Below are 672 nucleotides of genomic sequence, written 5' to 3'. Positions count from 1 at the left end.
GAGCGGAAGGAAATTTTACTTAAATTGTGATGTGAGGAGAAAAAGAAGATGTATGATAAGACCATCAGGCTGACAAAGAAAACTGCTACACAGTTAATTCATCAGATTAAGTCGCTCATTCCGCAAACCGTGGAGAAAAACGGAATGACACTGACGCTTGCCGGTGTATCCTGGCAGGGTGTAGGCGGAACAGGAGCAAATGGCAGTTTGATCCCCACGTCCTACACAGCCACAGCGTCCTATAGCGCTGTTGGAAGCAGGAGCTACGCGACAGGGTATATCACCACCGCGCGATACAGTGGTGATGTTACCTTAACAACGGAAGATATCCTGTATACCCTGACCTACAGCGGAGAGCCAATCCCTCCGCCGGAGCCGGACAGAAGCTGGATTGTATGGACACTCACAGCTATCTTTGCTGTAAGCCTGGGAGCCAGTATTGTGCTGGCAGTTCTGTATTTCAGAGGAAGGAGGAGGTTAAGACAGGAATCTGTGATTCCCCCGGCAGAAGAAACGCAAGAAAAGGAAGAGAGGAATGAGGCGAATGAATAAGAAAATATTGTGTATCACTTTGGCCGGTATGCTGGCTGCATCCATGTGTGCTCCGGTTTCCGCAGCCTGGGATGACCCCGAATACTACTACGATTATTATGTACAGGCGGAGGAATTCCC

1 protein-coding gene is annotated in these 672 nt (G+C 49.1%); it reads left to right on the top strand.

All coding sequences use genetic code 11. The features are described 5' to 3' along the window. Positions 1-48: 48 nt before the first annotated feature. Positions 49-552: a hypothetical protein gene (locus B5F35_RS18290; RefSeq protein WP_087243101.1), complete on the top strand. Its 504-nt coding sequence runs from the start codon at positions 49-51 to the stop codon at positions 550-552. Positions 553-672: the final 120 nt, after the last annotated feature.

The organism is Anaeromassilibacillus sp. An200 (assembly GCF_002160025.1).
Lineage (GTDB): Bacteria > Bacillota > Clostridia > Oscillospirales > Acutalibacteraceae > Caccousia > Caccousia stercoris.
This window is presented reverse-complemented; position numbering and strand designations above follow the sequence as displayed.